Source organism: Streptomyces sp. NBC_00576 (assembly GCF_036345175.1).
Classification (GTDB): Bacteria; Actinomycetota; Actinomycetes; order Streptomycetales; family Streptomycetaceae; genus Streptomyces.
The window spans coordinates 9470374-9489527 of record NZ_CP107780.1 but is presented as its reverse complement, the minus strand read 5'-3'; the positions used below and the strand labels follow the sequence as shown (position 1 = coordinate 9489527).

General features: G+C 71.8%; 16 protein-coding genes. 9 read left to right on the top strand and 7 right to left on the bottom strand.

All coding sequences use genetic code 11. The features are described 5' to 3' along the window. The first annotated feature begins 40 nt into the window (after positions 1-40). From pdxR to OG734_RS41445, 4 genes are all read left to right on the top strand, one after another. The gene (gene pdxR / locus OG734_RS41460; RefSeq protein WP_330292530.1) at positions 41-1471 is read left to right on the top strand and encodes a MocR-like pyridoxine biosynthesis transcription factor PdxR; all 1431 of its coding nucleotides are present in this window, start codon (positions 41-43) and stop codon (positions 1469-1471) included. Positions 1472-1612: 141 nt separating this feature from the next. Further along, positions 1613-3202 (top strand): alkaline phosphatase D family protein, encoded by a 1590-nt coding sequence (locus OG734_RS41455; protein WP_330292529.1) that lies wholly within the window; start codon positions 1613-1615, stop codon positions 3200-3202. Between the two features lie 113 nt (positions 3203-3315). Continuing rightward, positions 3316-4587 carry a GNAT family N-acetyltransferase gene (locus tag OG734_RS41450; RefSeq protein WP_330292528.1) on the top strand — a complete coding sequence of 424 codons (1272 nt, stop codon included), beginning with the start codon at positions 3316-3318 and terminating at the stop codon, positions 4585-4587. A 115-nt stretch (positions 4588-4702) separates the two neighbouring features. Further along, positions 4703-6394: a DUF885 domain-containing protein gene (locus tag OG734_RS41445; protein WP_330292527.1), complete on the top strand. Its 1692-nt coding sequence runs from the start codon at positions 4703-4705 to the stop codon at positions 6392-6394. A gap of 99 nt (positions 6395-6493) precedes the next feature. Here OG734_RS41445 and OG734_RS41440 read toward each other — a convergent pair whose 3' ends face one another. Further along, a complete protein-coding gene (locus OG734_RS41440; RefSeq protein WP_330292526.1) occupies positions 6494-6988 on the bottom strand; it encodes an immunity 21 family protein in 495 nt (164 codons plus the stop codon). Between the two features lie 77 nt (positions 6989-7065). Here OG734_RS41440 and OG734_RS41435 point away from each other — a divergent pair, with 77 nt between their 5' ends. Beyond that, positions 7066-7860 (top strand): ATP-grasp domain-containing protein, encoded by a 795-nt coding sequence (locus OG734_RS41435; RefSeq protein WP_330292525.1) that lies wholly within the window; start codon positions 7066-7068, stop codon positions 7858-7860. Between the two features lie 43 nt (positions 7861-7903). On the opposite strand, the gene OG734_RS41430 is transcribed toward OG734_RS41435, so the two are convergent. Next, the gene (locus OG734_RS41430) at positions 7904-8386 is read right to left on the bottom strand and encodes a rhodanese-like domain-containing protein (RefSeq protein ID WP_330292524.1); all 483 of its coding nucleotides are present in this window, start codon (positions 8384-8386) and stop codon (positions 7904-7906) included. A gap of 145 nt (positions 8387-8531) precedes the next feature. On the opposite strand from OG734_RS41430, the gene OG734_RS41425 reads away from it, so the two are divergent. After that, positions 8532-8978, top strand: a complete 447-nt coding sequence (locus OG734_RS41425) for an Lrp/AsnC family transcriptional regulator (RefSeq protein ID WP_330292523.1) — start codon at positions 8532-8534, stop codon at positions 8976-8978. A 52-nt stretch (positions 8979-9030) separates the two neighbouring features. Here OG734_RS41425 and OG734_RS41420 read toward each other — a convergent pair whose 3' ends face one another. From OG734_RS41420 to OG734_RS41410, 3 genes are all read right to left on the bottom strand, one after another. Then, positions 9031-12015 carry an SMC family ATPase gene (locus tag OG734_RS41420; protein WP_330292522.1) on the bottom strand — a complete coding sequence of 995 codons (2985 nt, stop codon included), beginning with the start codon at positions 12013-12015 and terminating at the stop codon, positions 9031-9033. Between the two features lie 160 nt (positions 12016-12175). Further along, on the bottom strand, positions 12176-13339 hold the full coding sequence (locus OG734_RS41415) for an exonuclease SbcCD subunit D (RefSeq protein ID WP_330292521.1): 1164 nt from the start codon (positions 13337-13339) through the stop codon (positions 12176-12178). 88 nt (positions 13340-13427) lie between these two features. Continuing rightward, the gene (locus tag OG734_RS41410; RefSeq protein WP_330292520.1) at positions 13428-14054 is read right to left on the bottom strand and encodes a YigZ family protein; all 627 of its coding nucleotides are present in this window, start codon (positions 14052-14054) and stop codon (positions 13428-13430) included. Between the two features lie 134 nt (positions 14055-14188). Between OG734_RS41410 and OG734_RS41405 the strand changes: the two genes are divergently transcribed. Further along, entirely contained in the window at positions 14189-16207 is a 2019-nt protein-coding gene (locus OG734_RS41405; protein ID WP_330292519.1) for an amino acid transporter, read from the top strand. 10 nt (positions 16208-16217) lie between these two features. Here OG734_RS41405 and OG734_RS41400 read toward each other — a convergent pair whose 3' ends face one another. Continuing rightward, positions 16218-16751, bottom strand: coding sequence for a SixA phosphatase family protein (locus tag OG734_RS41400; protein WP_330292518.1), 534 nt, complete (start codon positions 16749-16751; stop codon positions 16218-16220). Next, positions 16748-17476, bottom strand: a complete 729-nt coding sequence (locus OG734_RS41395; RefSeq protein WP_330292517.1) for a hypothetical protein — start codon at positions 17474-17476, stop codon at positions 16748-16750. The genes OG734_RS41400 and OG734_RS41395 overlap by 4 nt, the downstream gene beginning before the upstream one ends. A 331-nt stretch (positions 17477-17807) precedes the next feature. Here OG734_RS41395 and OG734_RS41390 point away from each other — a divergent pair, with 331 nt between their 5' ends. Together OG734_RS41390 and OG734_RS41385 are read left to right on the top strand one after the other, a co-directional pair. Next, positions 17808-18515, top strand: a complete 708-nt coding sequence (locus tag OG734_RS41390; RefSeq protein WP_330292516.1) for a TetR/AcrR family transcriptional regulator — start codon at positions 17808-17810, stop codon at positions 18513-18515. 206 nt (positions 18516-18721) lie between these two features. Beyond that, complete coding sequence (locus tag OG734_RS41385) at positions 18722-19129, top strand: CoA-binding protein (RefSeq protein WP_330292515.1); 408 nt, start codon at positions 18722-18724, stop codon at positions 19127-19129. Positions 19130-19154: the final 25 nt, after the last annotated feature.

Here is a 19154-nt window from a genome sequence, read left to right as displayed (position 1 = left end):
ACGCTAGGGAGCGCGGCGGACCGGATTAAGGTCCACTTCCATGACGTCATCGGGGACCAGTCCGAGCGGCCTGCCGGGCTCCGCCGCCTGGGAGTTGCTGCTCCCGGCCGCTGCCGCACCGCCACGCGCGCGTGGGCGTTCGCTTCAGGAGGCACTCCGGGAAGCGGTCCGCTCGGGGCGGCTCGCCTCCGGGACGCGGCTGCCGTCGAGCCGGGATCTCGCGGCCGACCTCGGAGTGTCTCGTGGGCTGGTCACGGAGGCGTACGAGCAGTTGACCGCGGAGGGCTATCTGCGCAGCGGGCGCGGGGCCGGGACCTGGGTGGGAGGTGCCGCCCGGGCCGCTCACCCGCGCGCGCGGGACCTCGCTCCGCGCTCCCCCGGCGCCCGGGCCGACTTCCTGCCGGGCACCCCCGACCTGTCGCTGTTCCCGCGTGCCGCGTGGGCCGCCGCCCAGCGCTCGGTGCTCGCCGAGCTCCCCCATCACGCCCTCGGCTACCCCGATCCGCGCGGGCTGCCCCGGCTGCGGACGGCGCTGGCGGAGCTGCTCACGCGACGCCGGGGCGTGGTCGCGGACCCGGAACGGCTGGTGGTCGTCTCCGGGGTGGCGCAGGCGACGACGCTGCTCGGACATGTGCTCCACGCGCGCGGGATGCGCGACATCGGCGTCGAGGACCCGGGGAGCCCGGAACACGGCTCCCTGTACGCCTCGGCCGGCCTGGCCGCCGTACCGCTGCCCCTGGACGACGAGGGCCTCGGCCTCGACGGGCTGCGGGCCTCCGGGGTACGGGCGGTGGTGACCACGCCCGCCCACCAGTTCCCGTCCGGGATCGCCTACTCCGCGGGGCGCCGCACCGAACTCCTCGACTGGGCGCGGGCGGTCGACGGGCTGGTGATCGAGGACGACTACGACGGGGAGTTCCGCTACGACCGCGCTCCCGTGGGCGCGCTGCAGGGGCTCGACCCCGAGCGCGTCGCCTACACGGGTTCCGTCAGCAAGTCGCTCGCGCCCGGGCTGCGGCTGGGCTGGCTCCTCGTACCGGAGTCGCTCGCCGAGGAGGTCGTCGAACGGAAGCGGACGATGGACCTGGGCCATCCCGCCCTCGACCAGGAGCTGTTCGCGCGGTTCGTGGAACGCGGCGACTACGACCGGCATCTGCGCCGGTGCCAGCGCGCGTACCGGGAACGGCGCGATGCCCTCGTAGCGGCGCTGGAGGAGCACTTTCCCGGGGCCGAGGTGTCGGGGATCGCGGCCGGTCTGCATGTGATCGCCGCGCTGCCGGAGCGGTACGGGCCGCAGGACCGGTTCCTGGAGCGGATGGCGGCGGCCGGGGTGGCGGTACGGCCGCTGGCGGACTTCGCGCACGCGCCCGTGCGGGGCGGGGGCGTACGGCTGGTGGTGGGGTACGCGCAGTTGTCGCCCGCGCGGATCGGGGCGGGGGTGCGGCTGATGGCGGAGGCTCTCGCTTCCTGACGTCGGCTCGCACACCGGTTCCCGTGTCTTTCCCGTGTCCCCGCTGGCAGTTGTTCACTTGGGGTTTGTGTGGGCGCTGCGGTGCCCCAGTAGTTGTGGCTGTGCACACTCGCCGGATCCTGTCCCCGGAGGCACTGCCCCATGTCACCTTCTTCCCTGCCCGGTCGTCGCAGCGTGCTGCGCGGTTCGCTCGCCGCGTCGGCGGCCCTGACCCTGCCCGCCGCCGTCGGGGCGGCGGCGCCCGCGTTCGCCCTGTCCGGGCGGCCGAAGGCCGGTTGGGGCGTCCAGACCGGCGATGTGACCGCCGACTCGGGGCTGGTGTGGGTGCGGTCCGACCGGCCGGCCCGGATGGTCGTCGAGACGTCCGCCACCGAGTCGTTCCGCAACCCCCGCCGCTGGCACGGTCCGCTGCTCGGCACGGACACCGACTTCACCGGTACGACGCGGCTGCGCGGGCTGCCGCCGGGCGAACAGATCCACTACCGCGTGCTGCTCGCCGACCCGGACGACCCGCGCCGCACCGGCGAGCCGGTGACCGGCACCTTCCGTACGGCGTCGGTGCGGCGGCGCGACGGGGTGCGGTTCCTGTGGTCGGGGGACCTGGCGGGGCAGGGCTGGGGCATCAACCCGGACCTCGGCGGCTACCGGATCTACGACGCGATGGGCAAGCTGGACCCCGACTTCTTCCTGTGCAGCGGCGACAACATCTACGCCGACGGTCCGATAGCCGCGACCGCGGCGCTGCCCGACGGCAGCACCTGGCGGAACATCACGACCGAGGAGAAGTCGAAGGTCGCCGAGACGCTCGGCGAGTTCCGCGGCAACTTCCGCTACAACCTGCTCGACGAGAACCTTCGTCGGTTCAACGCCCAGGTCCCGTCGGTCATCCAGTGGGACGACCACGAGGTGCGCAACAACTGGTACCCGGGGCAGAGGATCCTCGACTCGGACACCCGTTACACGGAGAAGAGCGTCGACGTCCTCGCGGGCCGGGCCCGGCGGGCCTTCAGCGAGTACTTCCCGATCTCCACGCTCCGGCCTGGTGCCCGGGAGGGCCGCGTCAACCGGGTGCTGCACCAGGGGCCGCTGCTCGACGTGTTCGTCCTCGACATGCGGACGTACCGCAACGCCAACTCGCCTGACGGCCAGACCGTCGACCCGCAGGGCATTCTCGGCGCCGAGCAGTTGGAGTGGCTCAAGCGGGAGCTGTCGTGCTCGCGTGCCGTGTGGAAGGTGATCGCCGCCGACATGCCGCTGGGCCTCGTCGTACCCGACGCCACCGAGGGCAAGGCGAACATCGAGGCCGTCGCGCAGGGCGACCCGGGTGCGCCGCTCGGACGTGAGCTGCAGATCGCCGAACTGCTGCGGCACATCAAGCACCGGCGGATCACCGGCACGGTCTGGCTGACCGCCGACGTGCACCACACCTCGGCGCAGCACTATCAGCCCTCGCGGGCCGCCTTCACCGACTTCGCACCGTTCTGGGAGTTCGTGTCGGGCCCGCTCAACGCCGGGGCCTTCCCCGCCAGCGCGCTCGACGGCACGTTCGGTCCTGAGCGGGTCTTCGTGAAGGCGCCGACCGCGGCGAACGTCTCGCCCGTCGGCGGCTACCAGTTCTTCGGCGAGGTCGACATCGACGGCGGCAGCGGGGAGCTGACGGTACGGCTGCGCGAGCAGGACGGGACCGTGCTGTTCACGAAGGTGCTGCAGCCGGGGCGAGTGGGGCAGTAAAGACGCACACGACAGTAGCCGTAGAAAAGTAAACAAAAGGGGCGGAATGCGACTTAACCCTTCGGTCACAGTCCGTTCGTGATCACGCAACACCGTTGGCGCATGGTGACTGCATGACTCGAAAGATATCTGAGGAAACCCCCGTGACGGACGAGCGCCCGGTACGCCAGTGGCGGCGGGACGTCGCCGAACTCGCCGCGCTGCTGCGCACATGGTGGGCAAGCCGCCACGGTCACGCACCGCCGGGCGCCACCGCCACCGACGCCGATACCGATACCGGCATGGACACCGGTGCGAGTGTGCTGTGGCGGATGCGGACGACGGTGAAGGACCAGCCGGGATCGCTCGCCTCGCTGTGCATCGTCCTCGCCGAGCGGCGTATCGACATTCTCAGCCTCCAGACGCATCCGCTGGCCCGGGGGACGGTCGACGAGTTCCTGCTGCGCGCCCCCGGTGAGCTCACCGCCACCGAGATCTCGGAGGCGGTGTCCCGGGCGGGCGGCGCCGGGACGTGGATCGAGCGGGCCGACGCCCACGATCTCGTCGACGCGCCGACCCGGGTCCTGGGCCTGGCCACCCGTACGGCCCTGGACGCGGCTGAACTGCCTCTCGCACTGCGTCAGTTGCTCGGCCGGTGCACCATCCGGTCGCTGCCCGGCGGTGACTCGGCGGCGCGGGAGGGCGTACCCGTCGGGGGCGCCCTCGAAGAGACGGACACGGTGATGCGGCTGCGCGCGCCGGAAGGCGGAGTGATCACTGTGGAGCGGCCGTATCTGCCGTTCACCCCTACCGAGTTCGCCCGCGCGCGGGCGCTGGTGGAGCTGGACGCGCGGCTCGGCCCCCGCGTACCGCACGGCCAGGACGTACTGACGCTGCCGCGTGGCAACGACATCACGGTGCGGCGCGCCGACGCCAGGGACCTGGACGCGGCGAAGGCGATGCACGAGCGCTGCTCACCACGTACCCTCTCGCTGCGCTACCACGGCCCGATGGGCGACGCCGACCGCTACCTGGGCCACCTGCTCAGCCCGCGCTACGGCCGCACGCTCGCCGTACAGACGGCGTCGGGACGGGTGGTCGGCCTCGGTCACCTCCTCTGGGACGGCGACGAGACCGAGATCGCGCTGCTCGTCGAGGACGAGTGGCAGCGGCGCGGCATCGGCGGGGAACTCCTGCGCCGTCTGGTGTCGATGGCGCGCGAGGCGAACTGCGAGCACGTGTACGCCGTCACGCAGTCCTCCAACACCGGCATGGTCGCCGCGATGCGCGGCCTCGGCCTGCCCCTCGACTACCAGATCGAGGAAGGCACCCTCGTCATCACGGCCCGCCTGGACGCAACCCCGGTCGCCTCCCCGAGGTCGTACGACCACAGCGCCCGGGACTGACCTCCGTACGTACTGGTCGCGTCACGACCGGCCCGGCGATTTTCCGCCGGGCCGGTCGCGCATGCCGATGCGAATCGACGTGACGTCAGCCACGGTCGCGTACGAGGATGGGCCCATGTCAGATACCAAGATCCCGCTGCCCCGTGAGGTCGCCGACACCTATGTCGACGAGCTCATCGCCCTCGACCCGGTCACCGGTACGTACCTCGGCGTGAAGGAGAGTTCGAGCAGGCTTCCGGACACCTCGCCCGCCGGCCAGGAGGCCCTCGCGGAGCTGGCGCGGACGACGCTGGCCCGGCTGGACGAGGCCGAGCGGCGGCCCGGCGCGGACAGTGACATCGAGCGGCGCTGTGGGCGGCTGCTGCGCGAGCGGCTCACCGCCGAACTCGCCGTGCACGAGGCCGGCGAGGGCCTCCGTGCCGTCGGCAACATGCACACGGCCGCGCACTCGGTGCGCGAGGTGTTCACCGTGACGCCGACGGAGACGGACGAGGACTGGACGGCGGTCGCGGAACGGCTGCGCGCGGTTCCGGCCGCGTTGCGGGGTTACCGGGAGAGCCTGGCCCTGGGCCTGGAACGCGAGCTGTACGCGGGTCCTCGTCCCACCGCCACGTTCATCGAGCAGCTCGGCGAGTGGACCGACCTGGACGGCAAGGGCCTCGGCTGGTTCGAGGACTTCGTGACGGCCGGCCCCGACGCACTGCGCGCCGAGCTCGACGAGGCGGCGCGGGTGGCGACCGCGGCCCTCGTCGAACTGCGGGACTGGATGCGGGACGTGTACGCACCGGCCGTCGAGGGCGCGCCGAACACGGTGGGGCGTGAGCGGTACGCACGCTGGTCGCGCTACTGGAACGGCACGGATCTGGACCTCGACGAGGCGTACGCGTACGGCTGGGCCGAGTACCACCGGCTCCTCGGCGAGATGAAGCAGGAGGCCGAGAACGTCCTGCCCGGCGCCGCGACGCCGTGGGTGGCGCTGGCGCATCTCGACGAGCACGGCAAGCACATCGAGGGCGTCGACGAGGTCCGCGAGTGGCTCCAGGGCCTGATGGACCAGGCGATCGAGGCGCTGGACGGTACGCACTTCGAACTCGCCGAGCGGGTCAAGAAGGTCGAGTCCCGTATCGCGCCCCCCGGCAGCGCGGCGGCGCCGTACTACATGGCCCCGTCGGAGGACTTCTCCCGCCCCGGCACCACCTGGCTGCCGACGATGGGCCAGACCCGCTTCCCCGTGTACGACCTGGTCTCGACCTGGTACCACGAGGGCGTCCCCGGCCACCATCTCCAGCTCGCGCAGTGGGCGCACGTCGCCGAGAACCTCTCCCGCTACCAGGCCACCGTCGGCGGAGTCAGCGCCAACTGCGAGGGCTGGGCGCTGTACGCGGAGCGTCTGATGGACGAGCTGGGCTATCTCACGGACGCGGAGCAGCGCCTCGGCTACCTCGACGCGCAGATGATGCGGGCGGCCCGGGTCATCGTCGACATCGGCATGCATGTGGAACTGGAGATCCCGGCGGACTCCCCGTTCCACCCGGGCGAGCGCTGGACCCCGGAACTGGCTCAGGAGTTCTTCGGCGCCCACAGCAGCCGCCCCGCGGACTTCGTGGAGAGCGAACTGACGCGCTATCTGACCATCCCCGGCCAGGCGATCGGCTACAAGCTGGGCGAGCGGGCGTGGCTGCTGGGCCGGGAGAACGCCCAGCGCCGCCACGGCGACGCCTTCGACGCGAAGGCCTGGCACATGGCCGCGCTGTCGCAGGGGTCGCTGGGGCTGGACGATCTGGTGGACGAGCTGTCCCAGCTGTGAGGTAGCTCGCCGAGAGCAACTCGGGGGCGGAATACGGGGGTTGTGGGGCTCGGGGGTACACCCCGAGCCCCGGCCCTCTGCCCTCGCGCCGGCCTCGCGTCAGTCCGTCAGCCGTCGCAGCTGTACGAGGCCCACCCATGTCTCCGGTCCCGGCTCCACGTACGCCGCCCGCACCGCGTACCGCCCCGGCGCCAGCTCGACCCGGAGGTGATCGGTCCGGTCCGTCTCCTTGCCCGGCCAGGCGGAGTCGAAGAGGAGCACGTCCCCCGGTGTCTCCCACGCCCTGTCCGGTTCCCACTCCGCCGCGGCGAGCGCTGCCGGGACGCAGGCCAGCAGTTCGTCCTCGGAGTCGGCGGCGCACCACCGTACGAAGGTGTCGTGCTCCGGCAGGAACGCGGTCGAGGCGGGTTCGTCGCCGAGGACGAGAGCGGTCGTGTCGCCGACGGGCACAAAGCCGATGAGTCCGTCCACTTCGCAGGCCCGGTCGTAGTCCGTCGACAACTCGTCGCCGTCCGCCCCCGCCCAGAACGGCAGCACCGCTTCCGGTACCGCGATGAGCGGCCCACCACCCGACTCCACCCACTCAACTGCCATACGCAGCAACCTACACGCTGTACGCGACAGTAAATTCGCTGTCCCCCGACGCTCCCTCTGGGCCACCCTCTACTTCCATGAAGGCTCGAACTCTCTTTCTCTCCCCACGCGTTACCGCGACCGGACACGCCCTGGCCGACGCGGCCCGCCGTCGCGCCATGAGCGTCGAGGTCCTGCGTGAGTGGCGGGTACCCGACGAGTGGCGAGCCGCCGAGGGTGCGACGTTCTATGCCGGGCCACTGTTCGCGGACGCGGTGGCCGCGGACCTGGGGCTCGGGCTGCTGGAGGCGGCGCCGGACTGGCTGGCCCGACTGCCGTACGAACTCACGCACAGGGAGATCGAGTTCAGCACCATTGCCGAGGCCAGGCAGCTACGGCGGCCCGCTTTCGTGAAGCCGCCCAACGACAAGAGCTTTCCCGCGCGCGTCTATCCGGACGGGAGCCGGCTGCCGGGTCCCGACGCGGTCGACGACGGCACGCCGGTACTGGTGAGCGACATCGTGACGTTCGCCGTGGAGTACCGGCTGTTCCTGCTGGACGGCGAAGTCCGCACCGGCAGCAGGTACTTGACGCACGGCGAGCTGGATGTCGCCCCACTCGACGAGGACCCTCGACACGCGGAGGTACTGGCCTTCGCGGGGCGCCTGGCCTCCCAGAACCTGCCGAGTGCCGTCGTCGTGGACGTCGGTCTGCTGTCGGAGGGCTCGCAATGGGCGGTCGTCGAGGCCAACGCCGCCTGGGCGAGCGGGCATTACGCCTGCGATCCGAATGCCACCCTCGATGTCGTCCTGCACGCGGCCCGCCCGGACGGGGAGTTCGACTCGGCGGACCGTGTCTTCCTACGTCCGCTGCCCGAAGTCGTACGGGACTGAGGCACCCCGAGGGTCGGGGACGGGACGGAGGCCGGCGTTTGCTTCAGCAGCCGCAGTCCGTCGCGTCCACCGGGGCCGTCAACGCGTCGGCTTCGCGGCGCTCCCGGCCCTCCCATGTCTCGAACTCGAAGCCCTCGCGCACCCAGTACTCGAAGCCGCCGAGCATCTCCTTGACCTGGTAGCCGAGTTGGGCCAGGGCGAGGGCGGCACGGGTCGCCCCGTTGCAGCCGGGGCCCCAGCAGTACGTCACCATAGGTACGGACTTGTCGAGCAGCCCGGCGGCCTGCTCGGGGATCAGGGCCGTAGGCAGGTGGAGGGCGCCCGGGATGTGGCCCTGGTCCCAGGACTCGGTGGAACGCGTGTCGATGACGACGAATCCGGGGTCGCCGTCGGCCGCGAGGGCGGCGGCCACGTCGGACACGTCGGCGTGGAAGGAGAGGCTCGCGCCGAAGTAGGCGGCGGCCTCTGCCGGGGAGGCCGGGGCGACGCGCAGGACGGGGTTGACGACGGTGGTGCTGACACTCATGGTCTGGCCTTTCCCTGGTGCGAGTCCGGTCGGAGGGGTCGGGACTCCATGGCCAGAAATCTACGGCCGACGATCACTTCACCTGAAGGTGTGATCCACGCCCTTTCTCTTGATCAGCCGGGGATTCCCCTGCTATTGCTCGGGCATGAGTACGTTTTCCCCGGACGCCACCGACTGGCGCATTCTCGATGTCCTCCAGCGGGACGGCCGCGCCAGTTTCGCCGAGCTGGCGCGCGCCGTCGCGATGTCCCCGAGCGCGGTCACCGAGCGGGTGCGCCGGCTGGAGGAGGCCGGTGTCATCCAGGGGTACGCGGCGGTCGTCGACCCGGAGCGGCTCGGCCTGCCGATCCTCGCCTTCGTCCGGCTCAGGTACCCCAACGGCAACTACAAGCCGTTCCACGACCTGGTCGCCGTGACACCCGAGATCCTGGAGACGCATCACGTGACGGGTGACGACTGTTTCGTCATCAAGGTCGTCGCGCGTTCCATGCGTCATCTGGAGGAGGTGTCGGGAAAGATCGGCGTGCTGGGCTCGGTGACCACGAGTGTCGTCTACTCCTCACCGCTCCCCCGCCGTCCCGTCGGCCAGTGAGCGCCTGAGCACCGCCGACCGGTCCGGCCTGATCTCCCGGCGGCTCGCGGCCTCACTCACCGCCCCGCTGTCGCACCACCGACCCCGATCTCCCCTTCACCACTTCGAGCTGGGCGTGGATCCGCCGCCGCAGATCCGGCACATGGCTGACGATGCCGACGCTGCGGTCTCGTTCGCGCAGCGAGTCGAGGACGTCCAGGACCTCGTCCAGCGTCTGGTCGTCGAGGCTGCCGAAGCCCTCGTCGATGAAGAGGGTGTCGAGGCGGACCCCGCCGGCCTCGTCCGTGACGACGTCCGCGAGACCGAGGGCGAGGGCGAGCGAGGCGAAGAACGTCTCGCCGCCGGAGAGGGTCGCCGTGTCCCGCTCACGGCCGGTCCAGGCGTCGACTACATGCAGCCCGAGGCCGCTGCGGCCCCGCCCGGCCCGGTCGTCGGAGTGGACGAGGGTGTAGCGCCCGGACGACATGCGCCGCAGCCGTGCCGTCGCGGCGGCCGCCACCTGCTCCAGGCGGGCCGCGAGGACGTACGACTCCAGCCGCATCCTGCGTTCGTTGTCGGCCGAGGTGCCCGCGGTGAGGGTGGCGAGGCGGGCCACCCGGTCATGGGCGGCCCGCAGCGGCGCGAGCCGTCGTACGGCGGTGGCCGAGCGGGCGGACAGGCGGTCGAGTTCGGTGCAGCGGCTCGCGGCGGCGTCGCGGGCGGAGGCAGCCTCCCGCAGGCGCCGGGCGGCAGCCGAGGCGGTCTGTTCCGCGCCCGCGAGGTCGGCGGGCGACTGCTGCGCGGCGGCCACGGTGTCGGGCTCGGCGAGGGCGGCCCGGACGGCGGCCTCTTCGGACTGCCAGGCGTCCAGCCGCCGTTGGAGTTCGCGGTGCTCGGCGTCGTCCACGAGGGCGTCCGCCGCCGCGCGTGGCGTGTCGAACCCGGCGCGGTAGGCGGCGTCGGCGAGGCGGGCGTCGGCGTCCTTGAGGCGCTGGGCGGTGTCCTCGGCGGCGCGGGCGGCCTCGGCGGTCTCGGTGAGCAGCGCGGTCTGCCGTTCCAGCTGCGCTGCCCGCACGGCGACGCTCTCGGCGCCGCCCCGGGCCTGCGCCAACTCCTCCTCCAGCGCGGTGCGTTCGCGGTCGAGGGTGTCCCGGCGGGCGACCCGGGACGCCGTCCTGAGTGCCGCCTCCTGCTGGGCGACGGTGCGGCGCTCGTGTTCCTGCTCGGCACTGCGCAGGTCCTCGCGGGCCGGGTGCAGCCCGGAGGCGCCCCGTCGGGCCTCCTCGTACCGTCGCTCCAACTCCTCGGCCTGTTCGGCGAGTTGATCGGTGGGCGCGTCCCCGGCCTCGGCGGTGGCAGCCGCCAGTGCCTCGCGTACGAGGCCCAGTCGCCGTTCGTCCTCGGCGCGCCGCTCGTCGGCCCGCTGGTAGGCGGCCAGCGCCTGTTCCTCCGCCTCGCGGTCGACGTGCCCGGCGATCTTCCGTGCGGGCGCCGGGTGTTCGGTGGCTCCGCAGACGGCGCAGGGTTCGCCGTCGCTGAGATGGGCGGCCAGCTCGGCGGCGATGCCGTTCAGTCGCTGTTCCTTGAGGTCGAGCCAGTGGGCCTTCGCCTCCGTGGCACGCTCGCGCGCCGCCAGTACGTGTTTCTGCGCCTCGTCCGTGTCCTGGGCGAACGCGTCGCGTTGGCGGGCCGCCCTGAGCCGGTTCTGCGCGGGTTCCCGCTGGACGGCGAGCTGTTCGGCCCTGGTGGCGGCTTCCTGGGCCGACTCGATGCGGGTCTGGAGGCCCGCCCTCGTCGCCTCCCAGTCGCCGAGCCAGTTCTCGGCGTCGTGCAGGACGTCCTCGTCGGCGCGCTCCTGACGGTCCAGGCCGGTGCGCTCGGCGACGAGTTGAGTCAGGCGTTGTTCGGCGCGGCGGGCGGATTCGAGTCCGCCCAGCTCCTCGGCGGCCCGGCGTGAGGCGGCGGCCAGGCCACCGGCGCCGGCGTCCGTGAAGCTCTCCGGCAGCAGGGCACGCGCACGTGATTCGCCGTCGGCCGCGCGCCGGTGCTCGGTCTCGGCGGCCTCCCGCAGCTCCAGCGCGGGCGCCACCGCCTCGGCTTTGCGGGCCCGCTCCAGCCGCGCCCGGTCCTCCCGGTGCGCGTCCGCCCGCTCCTCCAGCCGCCCGGCCCGCTCCCGCGCCTGGGCGAACCGCAGCTGCAACCGGGCCACTTCGCGTACGTCGGCCAGCGCGACGTCGGCCGCGACCTGCGCCGACTCGGCGGCGGCGCGGGCACAGTGGGCGATGGTGAGCAGCTCACGCGCGGTGCAGCGGGCCACGGCCGCGGCGCCCATGATGGCCTCGGCCAGCCCCGGTTCACCCGGCGTGAGGCCGGGCAGCGCCATGGCGTCACCGGCGGCCTGTTGCATACGGTGCGCGTCGGCCAGCAACTCCGCGTCGCCGTCACGCACTTCGGCTTCAGCGGCGCGCCGGCGATCCGCGAGGCGCTTCTCGACTTCGGCGAAGCGATGCGTGTCGAAGAGGCGGCCGAGCAGCTTGCCGCGGGCCTCGGCGTCGGCGCGCAGAAAACGGGCGAAGTCACCCTGGGGCAGCAGCACGACCTGGCAGAACTGCTCGCGGCTCATCCCGAGCAGCTGGGTGATCTCTTCTCCGATCTCCTGGTGGGAGCGGCTGAGGTCCTTCCAGGCACCGGCCGAGGCGTCGTACTCGCGCAGCCAGCTCTGTGCCTTGTCCAGCGTCGTGCCCGCGCCGCGCTTCTTGGGGCGCTCCCAGGGCGGCTGCCGGGTGACTTCCAACCGGCGCCCGGCGACGGTGAGTTCGAGGGTGACCTCGGTACGGGTGCCGGGCTCGGCATGGTCGCTGCGCAGCGAGCCGCCCTGGCGGGCGCCGGGCACCGAGCCGTACAGCGCGTAGCAGACGGCGTCCAGGACGGAGGTCTTGCCCGCGCCCGTCGGACCGTGCAGGAGGAAGAGCCCGGCGGCGGACAGCTCGCCGAAGTCGACCTGCTGGGCGCCGCCGAAGGGCCCGAAGGCCGTGATGTCCAGCCGGTGCAGCCTCACCGGGCACCCTCCGTGCGCAGGTCACCGTGGCGGCGGCGGTGTGCCGGGTCGCCGCCGTGCAGGTCGGCGGCTGTCCCTGTGGCGATGCCGATCCTCCGGGAAGCACCTCGCCCAGGGGACCTGTCCGCGATCCACCCGCACCACGCAGTCCGCGCCGCCTTCACCGCGCCACCTCTCGTACCGTCTCGTCGGCCCGCACCGCGTCGAACACGTCCCGCAGGACGCCCCGTTCGTGCTCGTCCGCCCCCGCGCCCCGCACATGCAGGACGAAGTCCTCCGCGATCTCCTGGTCGCCCCGCCCCGCCAGGCGCCGCGCGTACGTCACGTCCGGGTCCCCCGGGTGCCGCTCCGGATCGAAGGCGAGGCTGAGGGTGTGCGGGAACCGTTCCATGAGCCGGGCCATGGGGTCGGCGGGGCGCACCGCGTCGGTGAGCGTCGCCTCGACCCACGCGTCCTCGTGACGGGCGAGGCCCGGATCTGCGAGCAGTTCCTCCAACGCCCCCCGGATGCGGGCGAGCGGGCGCGGCACCGGGCAGTCGACGCGCTCCGCGGTCAGCGAGCCGTCGCCCACCAGGTCGATCAGCCACATGCTCTTGCGGTGGTCGGCCTCCGAGAAGGAGTACGGCAGCGGGGAGCCCGAGTAACGCACCCGCCCGGTGATGGTCTGGCAGCCGTGCAGATGGCCCAGCGCCACGTAGTCGACGCCGTCGAACACCCCGGAGGGCACGGCGGCGACCCCTCCGACGGTGATGTCCCGCTCGCTGTCGCTGGCCTCGCCGCCGGTGACGAAGGCATGGGCGAGGACGACGGAACGTGTGTTCCGCGCGCGTGTGGCGAGGTCGGCGCGGACCCGGTCCATGGCGGCGGCGAGGACACTCTCATGGCCCGCCTTCTCCACCCCGAACCCGTCCTTCACCAAGGCCGGTTCGAGATAGGGCAGTCCATAGAAGGCGACGTCACCGAAGGCGTCCCGGAGCATCACGGGGGTGCCGACGGCCGACGGGTCGGTGCGCAGATGGACGCCGGCGCGGTCGATGAGCCCGGCCCCGACGCCGAGGCGGCGGGCCGAGTCATGGTTCCCGGAGATCATCACCGTCGGCACGCCGAGGTCGGCGAGCCGGTGCAGGGCATCGTCGAAGAGCTCGACGGCGGCCAGCGGGGGCACCGCCCGGTCGTACACATCGCCCGACACGACCACCGCGTCGACCTCGCGCTCCCGCGCGACGGAAACGAGATGGCCGATGAACTCGGCCTGCGCCCCGAGCATGTTCACCCGGTGGAAGGAGCGGCCGAGATGCCAGTCGGACGTGTGCAGCAGTCTCATGATCCCCGAAACTAACAGCCGGGTCTGACATCACGGGCGGTTACTCCCGTATCGGCCCGATGTGCAGCCCCCGAGGACATCGCGGCGCTCATGCGTCCCCGTACGCCTCTCCACCGAGGGCGAATCCGGCGGTCCCCGCCGTCGCGTCCGCCAGCCATGCCCGGAAGGCGTCCACATCGGTGTCCGGGAGCCCGATCTCGATCGTGACGGCCTCGCCGTAGCGCACATCGCGCACCTCGCGGCCGGTGGACCGCAGGTCGTTCTGGACCTTTCCGGCCCGCTGGTGGTCGACGGTCACCGTGGCCAGCCGGAACCGGCGGCGGGTGCGGGTGCCGAGCACGTCGAGGGCTTCGCCGACCGCTCCCCCGTATGCCCGGATCAGGCCGCCCGCGCCCAGTTTGACGCCGCCGTAGTAGCGGGTGACGACGGCGACGACGTACCGCATGTCCCTGCGCAGCAGCATCTGGAGCATGGGGACTCCGGCGGTGCCGCCCGGTTCGCCGTCGTCGCTCGCCCTCTGGACGGAGGCGTCGGCGCCGATGACGTACGCGAAGCAGTTGTGGGTGGCGTCCGAGTGCTCCTTACGGACGGCGGCGACGAACTCCTGCGCCTCCTGTTCGGTGGCCGCGGGGGCGAGGGCGCACAGGAAGCGGGATCGGTTGACCTCGGTCTCGTGCACACCCGCGTGGGCCACTGTGCGGTACTCGTCCGGCATCCGGCCACCCTACGGGCGCCGGCGTAGTGGATACTCACTCCTCGTTGCCAAAAGGCCGCAGGCCGGGCCGAATGCATAGAGAAGTAAACAAAGAAGTAAACAACACACAAAGAAGACCTCAAGGAGATCACCGCATGACCGGCGCCCAGGTGGACAGCAAGGACAGCGCCGGGCCCGAGGAACCGAGTCCCTCCGCGTCCGTGCCGTCCACGCCGTCCGCGCCGTCCGCGCCCCGCTGGCGGGCCTGGCTGCTGGAGGGGCTGACCGAGCGGCCGGCCCGGCATCCGGGGCCGCACGCTACTCCGGCCGAGGACCACCGGGGCCACAAGTGGTGGCGGGTCATGTGCCTCACCGGCGTCGACTACTTCTCGACACTCGGCTACCAGCCGGGCATCGCTGCCCTCGCGGCCGGTCTCCTCTCCCCGCTCGCCACCCTCGTACTGATCGCGCTGACGCTGCTCGGCGCGCTGCCGGTCTATCGCCGGGTCGCGCGGGAGAGTCCGCACGGAGAGGGGTCGATCGCCATGCTGGAGCGGCTGCTGCCCTGGTGGTCGGGGAAGATCTTCGTGCTCGTGCTGCTCGGGTTCGCTGCCACGGACTTCATGATCACGATCACCCTGTCGGCGGCGGACGCCTCCGCACATGTCGTGGAGAATCCTTTCGCCCCGCACTGGATGCACGGCGGGAACGTGTGGATCACACTCGTTCTGGTCCTTGGGCTGGGCGCGGTGTTCCTGAAGGGCTTCAAGGAGGCCATCGGCATCGCCGTCGTACTCGTGGGCGCCTATCTCACCCTCAACGTCGTCGTCCTCGCCGTCTCCGCCTGGGAGGTGATCGGCCACCCCGTCAGGATCGGCGACTGGACCGACGCGATGACCGCGGAGCACTCCTCGCCGCTCGCGATGATCGGCGTGGCGCTGCTCGTCTTCCCGAAGCTGGCGCTGGGCATGTCCGGCTTCGAGACGGGCGTGGCGGTGATGCCGCAGGTCAAGGGGGATGCGACGGACACGCACGAGCGGCCTGAAGGGCGGATCCGGGAGACCCGCAAGCTGCTCACCACGGCCGCCGTGATCATGAGCTGCTTTCTGCTGCTGTCCAGTCTGGCGACGACGATCCTGATCCCGCAGTCCGCCTTCGAGAGCGGCGGCCCGGCGAACGGGCGCGCGCTCGCCTATCTCGCGCACGAGCACCTCGGCGAGGCCTTCGGCACGGTCTACGACATCTCGACGATCGCGATCCTCTGGTTCGCGGGCGCCTCCGCGCTCGCCGGCCTGCTGAACCTCGTGCCGCGCTATCTGCCGCGCTACGGCATGGCGCCCGAATGGACGCGCGCCGTCCGGCCGTTGGTGCTGGTGTTCATGGCGGCGGCCGTGTTCATCACGCTCTGGTTCAACGCGAACGTCGACGACCAGAGCGGCGCGTACGCGACCGGTGTGCTGGTACTGATGCTGTCCGCGTCGTTCGCGTCCGCGGTCGCCGTGCACAAGCGCGGCCATCGGGCCGCCACGATCGGCTTCGGCGCGATCACGGCGGTGTTCGCCTACACGCTGGTCACGAACGTGATCGAGCGGCCCGACGGCATCAAGATCGCAGCGATCTTCATCCTGGCGATCCTCGTGACGTCGTTCGCCTCCCGGGTGCGCCGCGCCTTCGAACTGCGGGCCGCGGAAGTGACCTTCGACGAGACCGCTGTCCGCATCATCGACGAGGCGGCCACCAGCGGCCCGCTTCTCCTGGTCGCGAACGAACCCCAGGAGCACAGCACCCGGGAGTACCGCGCCAAGGAGCACAGCCAGCGCGAGCAGACCCACATCCCGGACGGCCGTCCGGTGCTGTTCCTGGAGGTGTTCGTGCAGGACTCCTCCGACTTCACGGCCGATCTCGCCGTGCGCGGCGACGAGAAGCACGGCGCGCGCCGGCTGCGCGTGGAGGGCGCGACCGTGCCGAACACCATCGCGGCGGTGCTGATGCAACTGCGCGACCGCACCGGCCAGGTCCCGCACGCCTACTTCAACTGGACCGAGGGCAACCCCTTCAGCCACCTGGTCCGCTTCCTGGTCTTCGGCCACGGCGAGGTCGCCCCGGTCACCCGCGAGGTGCTCCGCCGCGCCGAACCGGACCCCGATCGCCGTCCGCGCGTCCACGTGGGCTGACCCGGTCAGGTCAGCGGGGTGTCTTCCCGCGCGGCACGATCATGTCCGTGAGCAGGGCCGTGCCGGGCGCGAGGTCGTGCCAACTGTCGCCGTGCCAGGCCAGGACGGCGACCGCGGAGGTCGGGAACTTCGTCCGTACGGTGTCCAGCGCGTCGCCGGCCAGCTCCAGCACCAGCTCCTCCAGCCCGGGATTGTGCCCGACCAGCAGCAACGTCCCGACGGTGGGCGGGACTTCACGCACGACGGCCAGCAACTCCGGTACGTCGGCCCCGTACAGCCTCGGATCGTGCCGGACCGGCGCTGGGGCTCCCCACTCGGCCGCCGCCAACTCCAAGGTGCGGCGGGCACGTTCGGCGGTGGAGCAGAGGGCGAGGTCGGGCAGGCAGTCGGCCTCGGCGAGCGCGCGGCCGGCGGCGGGGGCGTCGCGCAGACCGCGCGGACCGAGGGGGCGGTCGTGGTCGTCGACACCCGTCGGCCAGGCCGACTTGGCGTGCCGCAGGACAACCAGACGACGCAGCGGGCCCAGGCTGCGGCGGTCGGTCACGCCAACGACCCGATCTCGCGGGTGAGTTCGAGGCCGAGGATGCGGTCGGCGTAGGCGTACGTCTCGAAGCGGGCCCCGTCCGGCATCCCGTCGAGGGTCTCGACGCTGCGCAGGACGTCCAGTACGGCGGGCAGATTCAGGTCGTCCTCCCAGGCGGCGCGCAGGTCATGGCGTACCCCCTCGGGCACCGGACGGGACGGCTGCCCCGCCCAGACTGCGACCGACCGGCGCCAGTGCGCGAGCGTGCTCCCCGCGTCGGCCAGGGCGGCCGTCGTCAGGTGGACGGGCTCGGAGCGGGGGTGGGCCAGCAGGGCGAGGCGGAGGGTCGCGGGGTCGATGTCTCCGGGAGCGGTCGCGGAGTCGGGGGAGTCGACCGGGGCGACATCGATCCTGATGCCGTCCGTCGCCCCTGCACCCCGGCTCACCACATGGATCAGCTGGGCCTCCGCGAACTCCGGTCCGACGTCACGCCGGTCCTCGAAGGGCCGGACGCCGAGAGCCGCGGCGCCGGCCCGGAGTTCGGCCACCTGTTCCTCACCGGCCAGCACGGCCCACACGGGGGTGCCGCCGATCTCCAGGGCGCGGACAAGGACGTCGGCGACCAGGAGGACACGCAGGGCGGTGGCGCCGAAGGCCGGCGCATGGGCCTCGACACGGGTCAGGGCCCGGCGGGCCGGGGCGGCGACTACGGACTCGGCGGTTCGGACGTCGTAGATGCGGAGCACGGTGCCGAGCGTAACGCTCCGCTGGGTCGGCGGTTCGTTTTGGCTCGGGTTGGTGGGGTTGTCGCGCTGTTCCTCGCGGCGCCTTTGTGGGTGGTTCGTTCCCCGTCGGGGCCCAGTTGGTCGCGCTCCGGCCGCGCTGTCCGGCATCTCGCAGGTCGAGGTCGTGGCGGCCCTCTTTTAATGTACCGTTCGGTCTAGCAAACTGATCAAGCGCCAGAGCGCAAGGTCCCGGACCCGCTTTCCCGATGTACCGCAGGCCGTCCGGACGCGGGCCCGAGGCCATGTCTCATCGGCACGTCGAAATGTCGGCACATCAGGCGGGGAGAACCACATGCCACGACCACCGGGCCACGGGCCGGGCTACGAGGTCCGACGACAGAAGATCATCGACACCGCGGCGACCCTCTTCGCCCGTCATGGCTACGCGGCGACCTCCATCAACGAACTGGGCCGTGCGGTCGGACTCGCCAAGGGCGCCCTGTACTACTACATCGGGTCCAAGGAGAATCTGCTGATCGAGATCCAGTCGCGAGTGATGGACCCGCTGCTGTCCCGCGCCCGGCAGATCGCGGGCCTCGACGCGGACCCACTGGTGCGGCTTCGTCTGCTGTCGGAGTCCCTGCTGACGATCATCTTCCGCAGGCTCGACCACATCTGGGTCTACGAGCACGACTACCGCAGCCTCACCGGCGACTATCTCGACACGCTGCTCGGCCAGCGCGCGGAGTTCGAGCAACTGGTCCGGGGACTGCTCACGGAAGCCGTGGAGCAAGGCACCTTCCGCGCGGTCGAACCGCATCTGGCCACCCTGCAGTTCCTGAATCTGCACAACCACACCTACCAGTGGGTGAAACCGGACGGCAGTTGGGACGCCTCGTACCTGTCCAGCGAGTACTGCGAAACCCTGTTGCGGGGGTTCGCAGCACCCGGCGCCGCACTGCCGGACGTGGAGGAGGAGGCCGCGGCCTTCAAACGCGACCGGCCGAACCTGCCGCTCGACCCCGAGGCCGTGTGGCAGCCCGCCGCCCTGGCGAGCTGAGCCAGCCGCCGCAGGGGCCCGCGGCACACGCCGTGGGCCTCTTCGCGCACCGTTCCGCCCACCATCCCGTGTCAGCAACCACACCGCACATCATGCATCTGCCGGGCCCCCGGACACCCACCCCGGCGACAACGCGGGGAATCACCGCAGGCCGACCGCTGTTGTCGCGGACAACAGCGGCTGTACGAATCCCAAGGAGGCCGGGCGTGTACGGCGACCCAGCGACGATCCGCAAGATCCTGACCGAGCTCGGCGACACCTGGGCGATCGTGGGCCTGTCGTCGAACCAGCAGCGGGCCGCGTACCGCGTGGCCGAGGTCCTCCAGCGCCACGGCAAGCGGATCGTCCCCGTCCACCCGAAGGCCGAGACGGTCCACGGTGAGCAGGGTTACGCCTCGCTGGCCGACATCCCCTTCGACGTCGACGTGGTCGATGTGTTCGTGAACAGCGACCTCGCGGGTCCGGTCGCCGACGAGGCCGCCGCCATCGGCGCCAAGGCGGTCTGGTACCAGCTCGGCGTCATCGACGAAGCCGCGTACGACCGGACCCGCGCCGCCGGACTCGACATGGTCATGGACCGCTGCCCGGCCATCGAGCTGCCCCGCCTCGGCTGACGCGCGAACCCGCCCGTTCCGGCAG

What these genes read in the sequence shown, in the direction of transcription:
- OG734_RS41425 (WP_330292523.1), top strand. Translation starts at nt 8,532, where the DNA reads ATGAGTACGTTTTCCCCGGACGCCACCGACTGGCGCATTCTCGATGTC.
- pdxR (WP_330292530.1), top strand. Translation starts at nt 41, where the DNA reads ATGACGTCATCGGGGACCAGTCCGAGCGGCCTGCCGGGCTCCGCCGCC.
- OG734_RS41430 (WP_330292524.1), bottom strand. Translation starts at nt 8,386, where the DNA reads ATGAGTGTCAGCACCACCGTCGTCAACCCCGTCCTGCGCGTCGCCCCG.
- OG734_RS41450 (WP_330292528.1), top strand. Translation starts at nt 3,316, where the DNA reads ATGACTCGAAAGATATCTGAGGAAACCCCCGTGACGGACGAGCGCCCG.
- OG734_RS41390 (WP_330292516.1), top strand. Translation starts at nt 17,808, where the DNA reads ATGCCACGACCACCGGGCCACGGGCCGGGCTACGAGGTCCGACGACAG.
- OG734_RS41405 (WP_330292519.1), top strand. Translation starts at nt 14,189, where the DNA reads ATGACCGGCGCCCAGGTGGACAGCAAGGACAGCGCCGGGCCCGAGGAA.
- OG734_RS41410 (WP_330292520.1), bottom strand. Translation starts at nt 14,054, where the DNA reads ATGCCGGACGAGTACCGCACAGTGGCCCACGCGGGTGTGCACGAGACC.
- OG734_RS41440 (WP_330292526.1), bottom strand. Translation starts at nt 6,988, where the DNA reads ATGGCAGTTGAGTGGGTGGAGTCGGGTGGTGGGCCGCTCATCGCGGTA.
- OG734_RS41445 (WP_330292527.1), top strand. Translation starts at nt 4,703, where the DNA reads ATGTCAGATACCAAGATCCCGCTGCCCCGTGAGGTCGCCGACACCTAT.
- OG734_RS41415 (WP_330292521.1), bottom strand. Translation starts at nt 13,339, where the DNA reads ATGAGACTGCTGCACACGTCCGACTGGCATCTCGGCCGCTCCTTCCAC.
- OG734_RS41435 (WP_330292525.1), top strand. Translation starts at nt 7,066, where the DNA reads ATGAAGGCTCGAACTCTCTTTCTCTCCCCACGCGTTACCGCGACCGGA.
- OG734_RS41455 (WP_330292529.1), top strand. Translation starts at nt 1,613, where the DNA reads ATGTCACCTTCTTCCCTGCCCGGTCGTCGCAGCGTGCTGCGCGGTTCG.